The organism is Kitasatospora sp. NPDC022785 (assembly GCF_055561295.1).
In genome coordinates this window covers 478,018-490,015 of sequence record NZ_JBVHHB010000001.1, presented here as the reverse complement: position 1 = coordinate 490,015, position 11,998 = coordinate 478,018, and the positions used below count along the sequence as shown (strand labels likewise).

Here is an 11,998-nt window from a genome sequence, read left to right as displayed (position 1 = left end):
CCGTCCCGGGATGGACCCCGCGCACCTCCGCCTCGAACCCTGGACCGACGCCGACCTCGCCCTGCTCCGCCGGGTCAACGTCCCCGAGATGAAGCAGCACGTCGGCGGCCCGGAGACGGAGGAACAACTCCTCGTCCGCCACCGCCGCTACCTGGACTTCGTGCCCTCGGGCATCGGCTGCATGTACCGCATCGTCCTGGTCCCCGAGGGCGACGCTGCCGGCGAACCCGTCGGCACCGTCGGCTACGGCACCCGCAGCTGGCAGGGCGAGACCGTCCACGAGATGGGCTGGAACGTCCTCCCGCCCCACCAGGGCCGCGGCATCGCCGTCGCCGCCGTCCGCCTGGCCGTCACCGCCGCCCGCACCTCGGCCCGGCACCGGCATCTGCACGCCTTCCCGTCCATCGGCAACCCCGCGTCCAACGCCGTCTGCCGCAAGGCCGGCTTCACCCTCCTGGGTGAGACGGACTTCGAGTTCCCGCCCGGCCGCCCCATGCGCAGCAACAACTGGCGCGTCACCCTGCGGGCGAAGGCCGAATAGCTGCCGCCGTCGACGGACCACGCGCGCCATCCGGCCGCTGACCGATCACGCGGCCCTCCGGCTCCTGCCGGACGACCTCGGCGTCCGATCCGCTTCACTGATCCACGTCTGACTCACGTCCGATTCACGCAGCCTCAGAACAACGTCCCGCTCTCCAGGTCCAGCAGCCACCGTTTCCGGTCGGTGCCGGCGGCGAAACCGGTGAGGGCCCCGTTGGCGCCGAGGACGCGGTGGCAGGGGCGGACGATGAGCAGGGGGTTGGCGCCGACGGCGCCGCCGACGGCGCGGACGGCCTTCGGGGAGGCGCCCGCGAGGTCGGTCAGCTGACCGTAGGTGACCGTCTCGCCATAGGGGATCTCGTCGAGGGCGGCCCAGACCTGCCGGCGGAACTCGGTGCCGACGGGGGCGAGCGGGAGGTCGAAGGTGGTGCGTTCACCGGCGAAGTACGCGGTGAGCTGGGCGACCGGCTCGGCGAGGGCGTCCGGATCGTGGACCCAGGCGTCCGCCGGTTCGGCGAGCGCGTACTTCTGGCCGGGGGCGGTGACGGTGGCCAGGGCGGCCGGTCCGCCGTCCTCCGGCAGGACGCCACTGAGCAGCAGCCGGCCGAACGGGCTCTCCATGTGGGTGAAGACGGTGGTGGTCATGCGTCCTGCATCTCCGTTCCGGTGCTCTCGGTGCTGTGGTCGCTCGCGGCGCCCGCCCAGAGCCGGTGGACGGCGTACGAGCGCCAGGGTGCCCAGGCCCCGGCCACGTGGGCGGCGGACTTCGGGTCGCCGGGGGCGCCGAGCCGGGTGAGGCCGTGGCGGATGCCGACGTCGGTGGGCAGGAAGACGTCCGGGTCCGCCAGGGCCCGCATCCGCAGGTAGCCGACGGTCCAGGGGCCGATGCCGGGCAGGGCGAGCAGTTGGGCGGCGGCGTCCTCGCGGTCGACGCCGCCGTCGAGCCGCACGACGCCTTCGGCCAGGGCGGCGCAGAGGCCGGTGAGCGCCCGGCGGCGGGCGGCCGGCATGGCGAAGTCCTCGGGATCTGCCACGGCGAGGGCGGCCGCGCTCGGGAAGATCAGCCGCAGGCCGCCGCTGGGCTCGGGCAGCGCGGTGCCGTACTTCTCGGCGAGCCGGGCGGCCAGGGTGCGGGCGGCGCCGACGGTGATCTGCTGGCCGAGCACGGCGCGGACGGCCAGCTCGTGCGGGTCGACGTGGCCGGGTGAGCGCAGGCCGGGGCGGGAGCGGACCAGCGCGCCGAGGACCGGGTCGGCGCCGAGCTGCTCGTCGACGGCGTCCGGGTCGGCGTCGAGGTCGAAGAGGATCCGCACCCGCTGGACCGCGGTGGGCAGGTCCCGCAGGTCGGTGAGGAAGAGCCGGCAGTCCAGCCACCCGCGCGTGCGCGGCTCCTCGGGCGCGAGGCCGTCGACCTCGGCGATGCCGTGCCCGTACGGGAGGGCGAGGGTGCGGCGGTAGGTGCGGACGCCGGGTCGCGCGCCGGGGACGACCTCCTCCACGCCGGGAACGGCGCGCAGGGCGAGGAAGTCGATCAGGTGGTCGCTGTCGAGCGCGCCGCGGTAGGCGAGGCGCAGGGTGAGGCCGCCGGCGGGGGTGGCGGTCCGGCGGCCGGCGGTGACCTCGGCGCGCAGCCCGCTGGGGGTGCGGTCGTAGACCTCGCGGACGGTGTCGTTGAACTGCCGGACGGAGGCGAAGCCGGACGCGAAGGCGATCTCGGTGACCGGCAGTTCGGTGGTCTGGAGCAGCAGCCGGGCGGTCTGCGCGCGGCGGGCGCGGGCCAGGGCGATCGGCCCGGCGCCGAGTTCGGCGGTGAGCTGGCGCTGGAGCTGGCGGGCACTGTAGCCGAGGCGGTCGGCGAGGCCGGCGACCCCCTCGCGGTCGACCACGCCGTCGCCGATCAGCCGCATGGCGCGACCGACCAGGTCGGCGCGGTGGTTCCACTCCGGCGAGCCGGGCACCGAGTCGGGGCGGCAGCGGCGGCAGGCGCGGAACCCGGCGCCCTGGGCGGCGGCCGCGCTGGGGTAGAAGGTGCAGTTGGCGCGTTTGGGGGTCACGGCGGGGCAGCTCGGTCGGCAGTAGATGCCGGTCGAGGTGACGGCCGTGAAGAAGACGCCGTCGAAGCGGGCGTCGCGGCTGTCCACGGCTCGGTACCGGATGTCGTCGTCGATCACGCAGTCCAGTCTGCGGCACCGGAGGCCGGTCGACTGGCGGATATCGGACACGGGCGTCGGGGGGCCGTGCCGGGGCCGGCCCGGAGGCCTGCCGCGGCGGGCGCCACGCCCGGTCACGCCGGCCGGTCGCCGCCCGCCAGGGTGCGAAGCGCCTTGGCGAGCCGCGTCTGCCGGGCCTGCGGCGTGAGCGCCTGGAGCAGCGGCAGGATCAGCTGGTACCGCCCCGTCCGGTCGAGCGCCTCGAACGCCCTGCCCGCCGCGGGGTCGGCGGCGAGCGCCGCCGCGAGGTCGGGCGGCACCGTCGCCGTCCTCTGCGACTCGTAGGCCGCCGCCCAACGCCCGTCCCGCTGGGCCAGGCGCACCTCGGCCAGCCCGGGTTCGCGCATCCGCCCGGCCGCCGTCAACTCCGCCACCTTCTCGACGTTCACCTGCGACCAGAGGCTCCTGGGGCGGCGCGGCACGTACCTCTGCAGGTAGTACTGCGCGTCGAGCGGCCTGCGCTGCCCGGAGATCCAGCCGTAGCAGAGCCCGAGGTCGACCAGTTCGTCGCTGCTGACCGTCGGGATGCCGGTCTTCTTCTTGGCCAGCTTGATCCACACGCCCTCCCGGCGGGTGTGGTGCTCGCCGAGCCAGGTCTCGAACGCCTCGGCGTCCGGAAAGGCGATGATCTCCACCCCGTCGATCTCGTCCATGACACCCGGCGGCCGGGCCGGAGGGGCCCGGCCGCCGTGACGGTCACTTCTTCACGGGGCCTCCCGAAGCGCGCAGCGACTTGGTCATGGTCTTCCACTTCTTCAGCCGGGCCGAGGCCAGCCGGGCGTCCGAGCGGGAGGCGATCCACTCGCTCTCGCGCTGGAGCTTGAGGTAGCTGTCCATCCGGCGCTGCGGAAGCGTGCCGTCCGCCAGCGCGGCCCGGACGGCGCAGCCGGGCTCGGTGTGGTGGCCGCAGTCGTGGAAGCGGCAGTCCTCGGCCAGCTCCTCGATGTCGGAGAAGGCCATCGCGACGCCCTCGCCGCCGTAGAGGCCGACCTCACGCAGACCGGGGGTATCGATCAGCACCCCGCCGCCGGGCAGCGGGATCAGCTCCCGGGTGGTCGTGGTGTGGCGGCCCTTCTGGTCGACCGCGCGGGCCTGCTGGACGGCCATCACGTCGGCGCCGGCCAGCACGTTGGTCAGGGTGGACTTGCCGACGCCGGACTGACCGATCACGGCGGTGGTGCCGGGCGTGCAGGCGCGCAGCACGTCCACCCCTTCGCCGGTCTCGGCGCTGACCACCAGCACGGTGACGCCGGGGGCGATGGACTCGACGTCGGCGCGGATGAAGTCGGCGTCGTCCACCAGGTCGGCCTTGGTGAGGGCGACGACCGGCTCGGCACCGGACTCCCAGGCCAGGGCGAGGAAGCGCTCGATCCGGCCGAGGTCGGGCTCGGCGGCGAGCGAGGCGGCGATCACGACGGTGTCGACGTTGGCGGCCAGCACCTGGCCGTCGGACCGCTTGCCGGCCACCTTGCGGATGATCGCGGTGGAGCGCGGCAGCAGCGCCGCGACGGCCGGCATCGGCTGGGCCGCGAGGTCCACGGCCGCCCAGTCGCCGGTGCACGGGCAGTTGATCATGTCGGCGTCGCCGACCGGCCGGGTGTCGGCCCGGACGGTACGCAGCGCGCCCGTCTCCGGGTCGGCCAGGACGACGTCGCACTGGCCCCGGTCGACGCGGACGATCCGGGCAGGCGTCAGCCCGGCCTCGGCGAGCGGGGCGAAGCGCTCCGCGGACTCGGACGTCCAGCCGTAGCCGGCCAGCGCGGAGTCCGAGGTCTCGGAGGAGGTGAGGAGAGAAGGAGAAGAGGAAACGGAGGCAGCGTTGAACAACGCAGTGGGCCCTTCGGGAGGAAAGTGATCCCGCCGGGCTACGGCTGCGCGCGCGAGTGCGGCGGTGTCAGCCGACGGCCGGGAGGGAGAGGTGGTGTGTGCGAGCGCTGCTCAGGGCAGCCGTGACGACAGCGACAGCCACGAGGCTCACCTCCTGCTTCTTCTCGGGCCGGCAAGAACGCGGCCCCCCGATCGGACTGATCACACCGTAACGAGCGCTGCCGCCCCTGCCAACCGGTTTTTGAGCTGCGGTGAAGCGGGCGGGGCCGTTGAGCGGGCGGGGCGGTGGAGCGGCCGGGGCGGTGGAACAGCCGGCCCGCCGACGGCCTTCCGCCACGGGCTTCAGGACGACGACCCGCCGTACCGGTTCCGCAGGCCGGGGTCGTCCAGCCACCAGGGCCGCATGCCCTGTTCGTCCTCGGCCGGCGCGCCCGTCGCCCGTGCCTCGGCGGCCGCCGCCTCGAAGCGGGCGTCCAGTTCGGCGTCCACGGCGGCGGTCTCCTCCCGCCCCTGCACGATCATGCGGCGGACCAGCGCGGCCAGGAACGGCAGCCCGACCAGGTCCCCGAGCACCCAGAGCGCGTTGCCGCCCCAGGTCTGGTCCTGCGCCGGGCTCGGGCCCCAGGGCCGGCCGAGCGCGTCGTAGTAGTGCCCGGCGACGCGATGGCCCCCGTAGATCAGCAGGATGCCGAGCGCCGCGTCGAAGATCACCTCCGCGAAGGTGATGAACAGGCCGACCAGGTGCGGGTACTCGTGCCCGACCGGGTCGATCTGCAGCCGCGGCCAGAAGTACGCCAGCCCGAGCGCGACCAGTGCCAGGTGCAGCACGGTGTTCCCCACCGGGCTGGTCAGCGACTCCTCGTACCAGGGGGTGCAGTACAGCAGCCACGGCGGGGCCAGCAGCAGGGCGGTCGACACGGCCGGGAACATCAGCACCTTGGACGGGCGGCTGCGCAGCACCCGCAGGATCCGCTCGCGGCGGTCCGGCGGTGACGAGCGGGCCAGCAGCGAGACCGGCGCGCCGAGTGCGAGCAGCAGCGGGACCAGCATCAGCAGCAGCACGACCTGCACCGCCCGGTCGGTGAACAGCACCCGCTCGTACACGCCGACGCCGGAGCAGGTGGCCCAGACCCAGAGCAGCAGCCCGCCGAGGAAGGCGGCGGTCCTGGTCGGCTGCCAGCGCTCCGGCCCGGCCCGGCCGGCCGTCCGCGCGGCGTACAGGTACCAGCCGCCGAGCAGCACGGCGAGCGTGAGCACCAGTGGCTCGGCCGTCCACGAGGTGGCCAGGTCGGCCCACCGCCAGGGCGGCGGTCCGTGGTAGCCGGTCGCCTGCGCCGAGCCGTCCATCCGTCCGCTCACCCCGTCCGTGCCGTGCCGTCGCCGCCTCGCCGCCGTCCGGGCGGAGTGGACGGCGCCCGGCCATGATGGCCGGGCCGGAGTGGATCACCGGCCTCGGGGGGCGTTTCCATACCTCGGGCTGGACAAGGCTTTGCCTGGGCCCCTCAAGGTTTTGCCGAGGTCAAGTCCTGTCCTCGTCCGCGTCGGACCTCGACCGCGCCCCATCGCCGACGCACCCGCACCCGCACCGCAACCGCCGTACCGCCGGGGCTCGTCTGGACCGGTATGCCGTCGGCACCGCGCCCACGGGGTCGAGCGGGGAGACGCAGGGGTGCCGAGCACTGCACGCGGCGAGGGCCGCCGCCGGGCCACGCGCCTTCGCAACGTCGAGCTCCTCCTGCTCGTCCTCGCGGTCCTGGTCTGCCTGGCCGGGCACGCCGACGCCGCCCTGGGGCTGACCGGCCGCCTGCCGCCCGGCCTGGCGGCGCACGGCACCGGCCTGGGCCTGCTGGCGCTGGCCGCCCATCTGGCGGTACGCCGCTTCGCCCCGTACGCGGACCCGCTGATCCTGCCGCTCGCGGTGCTGCTGACCGGATTCGGCCTGGTCCTGCTCGACCGCCTGGACTTCTCCTACCGGCTCGCCCACGCCGCCAAGGGTGACTGGCAGAAGGTCCCGACCGCGCCGTCCCAGCTGACCTGGGTGGTGATCGCCGTGGTGGCGGCCGTGGTGCTGATCGTGGCGGTGCGCCACCACCGCGCCTTCCAGCGGTACGTCTACCTGCTGATGACGGGCGCGCTGATCCTGCTGGCCGCGCCCGCCTTCTTCCCCGGCGACACCTTCGGGGCGAAGCGCTGGATCCGGCTCGGCGGGCTCTCCTTCCAGCCGGACGAGTTCGTCAAGGTCGCCATCACGATCTTCTTCGCCGGCTACCTGATGACCTACCGGGACGTGCTGGCGCTGGCCGGCCGCCGGGTCTGGGGGCTGACCCTGCCGCGCGGCCGGCACGCCGGGCCGGTGCTGACGATCTGGGTGGTCAGCCTGCTGGTGCTGGTCTTCGAACGCGACCTCGGCACCTCGCTGATCTTCTTCGGTGTCTTCGTGGTGATGCTCTACACGGCCACCGAGCGGACGAGCTGGACGGTGATCGGCCTGCTGATGGCGGTCGGCGGCGCGGCCGCGGTCGGCACCCTGGAGCCGCACGTGCACGGCCGGGTGGAGGCCTGGCTGCACCCGCTGGACTACTACCTCCCCAAGCACGACCCGGCGCTGATCTCGGCCCAGCCCGCCGAGGCGCTGTTCAGCCTGGGCACCGGCGGCCTGACCGGGACGGGGCTCGGCCTCGGCCACTCCTGGGAGATCGGCTTCGCCGGGCGCAGCGACTTCATCTTCACCACCATCGGCGAGGAGCTGGGCCTGACCGGGGTGACGGCGGTGCTGCTGCTCTACGGCCTGCTGGTGCAGCGCGGGCTGCGGACGGCGATCGGCCTGACCGACCCCTTCGGGAAGCTGCTGGCCACCGGGCTGTCGGCCGCCCTGGCGCTCCAGGTGTTCGTGGTGGTGGGCGGGGTCAGCGGGCTGATCCCGCTGACCGGCAAGGCGCTGCCCTTCCTGGCGGCCGGCGGCTCGTCATTGCTGGCGAACTGGCTGATGACCGCCCTGCTGCTGAAGCTCAGCGACTCGGCCGGGCGGACGGCGCTGAAGCCCGCCCGGTAGCACCGGCGGGAGGGGTCAGCGCTGGTCCCACGGCGGCCGGGGCGGGTGGCCGGGCAGCGGGTGTTCGGGCGGCGGCGCGGTCGGCCGGTCGCTGTCCGGGGGCGGCGGGGCCGGCCGGTGGTGCGGGCCGCCGCCGCGGGTGGTGAGCCGGGCCCGGACGTTGTCGGCCGCGAGCACGTCGGCCCAGCGCTCCGGGTACTCGGAGGGCACGTCGACGTCCTCGCCCTCCTCCTCCCAGTACTCCTCCTCGGCACCCTCGCCGAGGCCCAGCTCGCGTGCCCGCCGGGCGCGTTCGACGGCGCGCCGGGCGGCGACCTCGCGGACCACGGCCGCGGCCGCCTCCTCGTGGGCGCGCTCGTTCTCGGCGCGGGCGTCGGCGGTCTCCAGGGTGGGCCAGCGGCGGTCTATGGCGGCGTTCATCGCGGCGCCGATCAGCACCGCGAGCGCGACCACGAAGATCCAGAGCAGGACGGCCACCGGCGCGGCCAGCGAGCCGTACGCCGACCGGCCCTCGACCGAGCTGACCAGGTACAGCCGGAGACCCACGCTGCAGAAGACCAGGACGACCAGGGCCACCAGGGCACCGGGGATGTCCTCGCGCCACGGGGTGGAGACCGGCACGGCCAGGTGGTAGAGCGTGGTGAGCGAGACGATCAGCAGCAGGATCGCGAACGGCCAGTAGAGCGCGTTGACCACGGTCGCGAGGTCCTGCACGGCGTTCTGCACCAGGCCCGGCCCGGCCAGCAGCAGCGGCAGCACCAGGGAGCCGATCACCAGCGCACCGAGGTAGAGGCCGAGTGACATCAGCCGGGTCTTGACGATGCCGCGCTTGCCGTCGAGCCCGTACATCACGGTGATGGTGTCGATGAAGATGTAGAGCGCCCGGGAGCCGGACCAGAGCGAGAGCAGGAAGCCGATCGAGACCAGGTCGGGCCGGGTGTGGTTGAAGACCTCGTCCAGCAGCGGGACGACGACCTCCTTGATGGACGAGTCCGACAGGACCGTCCCGGAGGCCGTGAGGATGTCCTGCTTGAGCTTGTCGATCGTGCCCGCGCCGAGGAAGTCGTCCAGGTAACCGAGGGTGCCGGCCAGGCAGAGCAGCAGCGGCGGGATGGACAGCAGGGTGAAGAACGCCGCCTCGGCGGCGAGGCCGGTGACCCGGTACTCGACACAGGTGTTGGTGGTGTCCTTGACCAGGGCCCAGGCCGTACTGCGCCAGGTGACCTGCTTGGCCGCCCGCCGGGAGCCCCTGCCCCGACGACGGGAGGGCCGCTCGGGGTTCGGTCTCGTCGTTTCGCCTGCTGGTTGCACAGGGCTAACGGTATCGGGCCGGAACGGGTCCGTTGATCTCCGTGTCGGACGGCGGTCACCGGGTGCCGGACCGGCGAGCGGCGGGAACGCCCAGGCATCTCGAAATGCGAAACCTTTGCGTCCAGAATACGGACGTTAGTGGACCGCACGTCGTGCGCCGTGCGAATCTCTTGCCATGCCTAGCGCCGGAACCACCCTAGTAGGTCGACTCCACGTCGATCTCCTTCGCGTGTCCAGCGCCATGTGTCCGGTGATCTGAGCCCCACCCCGCCGCCACCCACCGCACCCGGCGCCACCACCCTTGCCATCCCCGCTGAAGCGGATGCGCAGGCGCCCGCCCGGCCCCGGCCACTGCTCTCCCGGCCCTGACAAACCAGCAGGTCACAGCAGCACCGTACCGCCGTGCACGTCCAGCGACCCACCCGGCGTCAGAGCCACCTGCCCCGAAGGACTTCACCATGGCCACCACTCCCGAGACCGCCGAGCCCACGGCCGACAGCGCCGCCGCGCGCCGTCCCGCCGCGCCGCGCAAGGTGACCCGCCACCGCGGTGAGGGCCAGTGGGGCATGGGGCACTTCACTCCTCTGAACGCCAACGAGCAGTTCAAGAAGGATGACGACGGTCTCAATGTGCGGACACGTATTGAGACGATCTACGCGCACCGCGGCTTCGACTCGATCGACCCCGCCGACCTGCGCGGCCGGATGCGCTGGTGGGGTCTGTACACCCAGCGCAAGGAGGGCATCGACGGCGGCAAGACCGCGATCCTGGACCCGCACGAGCTGGACGCCGAGTACTTCATGCTCCGGGTCCGCATCGACGGCGGCCGGCTGACCGTCGCCCAGCTCAAGGCGATCGCCGAGGTCTCCGAGCTGTACGGCCGCAACACCGCGGACCTGACCGACCGGCAGAACGTCCAGTATCACTGGATCCGGATCGAGGACGTCCCGGCGATCTGGCAGAAGCTGGAGGCCGTCGGGCTCTCCACCACCGAGGCCTGCGGCGACACCCCCCGCGTCATCCTCGGCTCCCCGGTGGCCGGCATCGCCGAGGACGAGATCATCGACGGCACCCCCGCCATCGAGGAGATCCAGCGCCGGTTCATCGGCAACAAGGACTTCTCCAACCTGCCGCGCAAGTTCAAGTCCGCCGTCTCCGGCTCCCCGCTGCTGGACGTCGCGCACGAGATCAACGACATCGCCTTCGTCGGCGTCGTCCACCCCGAGCACGGCCCCGGCTTCGACCTCTGGGTCGGCGGCGGCCTCTCCACCAACCCCAAGCTCGGCGTCCGCCTGGGCGCGTGGGTCCCGCTGGACGAGGTCGCGGACGTCTACGGCGGCGTGATCGGCATCTTCCGCGACTACGGCTACCGCCGGCTGCGCAACCGCGCCCGGCTGAAGTTCCTGGTCGCCGACTGGGGCGTGGAGAAGTTCCGCCAGGTCCTGGAGGACGAGTACCTCAAGTACCGGCTGGTCGACGGCCCCGCGCCGAAGGAGCCCGGCGGCCGCTGGCGCGACCACGTCGGCGTGCACCGGCAGAAGGACGGCAAGTTCTACGTCGGCTTCGCGCCGCGGGTCGGCCGGGTCGACGGCAGGCTGCTCGGGCAGATCGCCGACCTCGCCGCCGCCCACGGCAGCGACCGGCTGCGCACCACCGCCGAGCAGAAGATGCTCGTCCTCGACATCGCCGAGGACCAGGTGGAGTCCCTGGTGGCCGGCCTGGAGGCGCTGGACCTACGGGTCACCCCGTCGCCGTTCCGCCGCGGCACCATGGCCTGCACCGGCATCGAGTACTGCAAGCTCGCCATCGTCGAGACCAAGGAGCGCGGCCGCACGCTCATCGACGAGCTGGAGAAGCGGCTGCCCGACTTCGAGGAGCCGCTGACCATCAACATCAACGGCTGCCCGAACGCCTGCGCCCGCATCCAGGTCGCGGACATCGGTCTCAAGGGCCAGCTGGTGACCGGCGAGAACGGCGAGCAGGTCGAGGGCTACCAGGTCCACCTGGGCGGCGCGCTCGGGCTGGAGGCCGGCTTCGGCCGCAAGGTCCGCGGCCTCAAGGTCACCAAGGACGGCCTGCCCGACTACGTCGAGCGCGTCCTGACCCGCTACCAGGCCGACCGCGCCGAGGGCGAGCGCTTCGCCCAGTGGGCGGCCCGGGCCAGTGAGGAGCAGCTGTCGTGAGTGAGCGAGCCGCCCCGTTCTTCTGCCCGTACTGCGGGGACGAGGACCTGCGCCCGTCCGAGGCCGGGCACGGCGCCTGGGAGTGCCACGGCTGCCGCCGGGCCTTCCAGTTGAAGTTCCTCGGCCTGCTCTCGCCGGCCAACGGCGGTCCGACCGGCGGGGGGTCCGCGGAATGACCGGCACGACGAACGACTACGAGGCGATCGCCACCGCCGCCGGCCGCGAGCTGGAGGAGGCGACCGCGCAGGAGATCCTGAAGTGGGCCGCCGACACCTTCGGCAAGCGGTTCTGCGTCACCTCCTCCATGGAGGACGCGGTCGTCGCCCACCTCGCCTCCTCGGTCTTCCCCGGCGTGGACGTGGTGTTCCTGGACACCGGCTACCACTTCGCGGAGACCATCGGCACCCGGGACGCGGTGGCCGCGGTGATGCCGGTCAACGTCATCACCCTCAAGCCGCTGCAGACCGTGGCAGAGCAGGACGCCCAGTACGGGCCCCACCTGCACGACCGCGACCCGGACCTCTGCTGCTCGCTGCGGAAGGTCGAGCCGCTGAACCGCGGCCTCGGCGGCTACGACGCCTGGGCCACCGGGCTGCGCCGCGACGAGTCGCCGACCCGGGCCGACACCCCCGTCGTCGCCTGGGACGCCAAGCGCCGCAAGGTCAAGATCGCCCCGATCGCCCGCTGGACGCAGGAGGACGTGGACGCCTACGTCAACGCCAACGGCGTCCTGCTCAACCCGCTGCTGTGGGAGGGGTACACGTCGGTCGGCTGCTCGCCGCTCTCCTGCACCCGCAAGCCCGCCGAGGGCGAGGACGCCCGGGCCGGCCGCTGGTCCGGCTCCGGCAAGACCGAGTGCGGCATCCACCTCTGAC

General features: G+C 73.3%; 12 protein-coding genes. 6 read left to right on the top strand and 6 right to left on the bottom strand.

Translation table 11 applies throughout. The features are described from left to right. Positions 1-10: 10 nt before the first annotated feature. The gene (locus ACZ3YO_RS02115; protein WP_465563602.1) at positions 11-541 is read left to right on the top strand and encodes a GNAT family N-acetyltransferase; all 531 of its coding nucleotides are present in this window, start codon (positions 11-13) and stop codon (positions 539-541) included. A 134-nt stretch (positions 542-675) separates the two neighbouring features. Here ACZ3YO_RS02115 and ACZ3YO_RS02110 read toward each other — a convergent pair whose 3' ends face one another. The 5 genes from ACZ3YO_RS02110 to ACZ3YO_RS02090 form a co-directional block, all read right to left on the bottom strand. Beyond that, on the bottom strand, positions 676-1,185 hold the full coding sequence (locus tag ACZ3YO_RS02110) for a methylated-DNA--[protein]-cysteine S-methyltransferase (RefSeq protein ID WP_396319240.1): 510 nt from the start codon (positions 1,183-1,185) through the stop codon (positions 676-678). Next, the gene (locus ACZ3YO_RS02105; RefSeq protein WP_465563600.1) at positions 1,182-2,711 is read right to left on the bottom strand and encodes a DNA-3-methyladenine glycosylase 2 family protein; all 1,530 of its coding nucleotides are present in this window, start codon (positions 2,709-2,711) and stop codon (positions 1,182-1,184) included. Before ACZ3YO_RS02105 ends, ACZ3YO_RS02110 begins: the two co-directional genes overlap by 4 nt. A gap of 113 nt (positions 2,712-2,824) precedes the next feature. Beyond that, on the bottom strand, positions 2,825-3,403 hold the full coding sequence (locus ACZ3YO_RS02100; RefSeq protein ID WP_465563597.1) for a YdeI/OmpD-associated family protein: 579 nt from the start codon (positions 3,401-3,403) through the stop codon (positions 2,825-2,827). A gap of 43 nt (positions 3,404-3,446) precedes the next feature. Then, positions 3,447-4,577 (bottom strand): ribosome small subunit-dependent GTPase A, encoded by a 1,131-nt coding sequence (gene rsgA / locus ACZ3YO_RS02095; protein ID WP_465563594.1) that lies wholly within the window; start codon positions 4,575-4,577, stop codon positions 3,447-3,449. A 342-nt stretch (positions 4,578-4,919) separates the two neighbouring features. Beyond that, on the bottom strand, positions 4,920-5,924 hold the full coding sequence (locus ACZ3YO_RS02090) for a cytochrome c oxidase assembly protein (protein WP_465563592.1): 1,005 nt from the start codon (positions 5,922-5,924) through the stop codon (positions 4,920-4,922). A 322-nt stretch (positions 5,925-6,246) separates the two neighbouring features. Between ACZ3YO_RS02090 and ACZ3YO_RS02085 the strand changes: the two genes are divergently transcribed. Next, entirely contained in the window at positions 6,247-7,629 is a 1,383-nt protein-coding gene (locus ACZ3YO_RS02085) for an FtsW/RodA/SpoVE family cell cycle protein (protein ID WP_465563589.1), read from the top strand. Between the two features lie 15 nt (positions 7,630-7,644). Here ACZ3YO_RS02085 and ACZ3YO_RS02080 read toward each other — a convergent pair whose 3' ends face one another. Next, positions 7,645-8,940 (bottom strand): YihY/virulence factor BrkB family protein, encoded by a 1,296-nt coding sequence (locus tag ACZ3YO_RS02080; RefSeq protein WP_465563587.1) that lies wholly within the window; start codon positions 8,938-8,940, stop codon positions 7,645-7,647. A gap of 175 nt (positions 8,941-9,115) precedes the next feature. On the opposite strand from ACZ3YO_RS02080, the gene ACZ3YO_RS02075 reads away from it, so the two are divergent. The 4 genes from ACZ3YO_RS02075 (at position 9,116) to ACZ3YO_RS02060 (ending at position 11,997) form a co-directional block, all read left to right on the top strand. Further along, positions 9,116-9,199 (top strand): putative leader peptide, encoded by an 84-nt coding sequence (locus ACZ3YO_RS02075; protein ID WP_353963037.1) that lies wholly within the window; start codon positions 9,116-9,118, stop codon positions 9,197-9,199. Between the two features lie 199 nt (positions 9,200-9,398). Next, complete coding sequence (locus ACZ3YO_RS02070) at positions 9,399-11,123, top strand: nitrite/sulfite reductase (RefSeq protein ID WP_465545895.1); 1,725 nt, start codon at positions 9,399-9,401, stop codon at positions 11,121-11,123. Then, positions 11,120-11,299: a hypothetical protein gene (locus ACZ3YO_RS02065; RefSeq protein WP_396319246.1), complete on the top strand. Its 180-nt coding sequence runs from the start codon at positions 11,120-11,122 to the stop codon at positions 11,297-11,299. The genes ACZ3YO_RS02070 and ACZ3YO_RS02065 overlap by 4 nt, the downstream gene beginning before the upstream one ends. Continuing rightward, the gene (locus ACZ3YO_RS02060) at positions 11,296-11,997 is read left to right on the top strand and encodes a phosphoadenylyl-sulfate reductase (RefSeq protein WP_465563583.1); all 702 of its coding nucleotides are present in this window, start codon (positions 11,296-11,298) and stop codon (positions 11,995-11,997) included. Before ACZ3YO_RS02065 ends, ACZ3YO_RS02060 begins: the two co-directional genes overlap by 4 nt. The last annotated feature ends 1 nt before the right edge of the window (position 11,998 follow it).